This window comes from Corynebacterium sp. UMB0012, from assembly GCF_030216265.1.
In the GTDB taxonomy this organism is placed as follows: Bacteria; Actinomycetota; Actinomycetes; order Mycobacteriales; family Mycobacteriaceae; genus Corynebacterium.
The window spans coordinates 1-304 of sequence record NZ_JASOKQ010000088.1; the positions used below are offsets into that span (position 1 = coordinate 1).

Annotated in this window: 1 protein-coding gene; it reads right to left on the reverse strand. The window is 57.2% G+C overall.

Annotated features, from left to right (window positions below):
- A partial coding sequence (locus QP324_RS11975) for an ImmA/IrrE family metallo-endopeptidase (RefSeq protein ID WP_284816199.1) occupies window positions 1-245 on the reverse strand: 245 nt, incomplete at its 3' end.
- Window positions 246-304 lie beyond the last annotated feature (59 nt).

Sequence of the window (304 nt, forward strand, 5' to 3'; positions counted from 1 at the left end):
CATTCCACCTCCAACGCATAGGTTTCATCGGTGATAACACCAAGGTTTGCAAGATGCCCAAGCGTCGCGCTCCAACTCACACCACACTGAGAAGAAACTGCCATCGCGAGCGCTCTCCTGTCTGCGTGCTTCGCCTCCATCCGTTCTACAAAGGAGCGCGGCATCAGCAGATGCGCAGCGAACGAATTCATAGCGCGTTCGACAGCTCCGTGTCCGCAACCAGTTCCGAAAGACGTGCGATACACCCAGTGGCCGAGCTCGTGCGCAAGCGTGAACCTGGACCGGAGAAGCCCAGCACACTTAT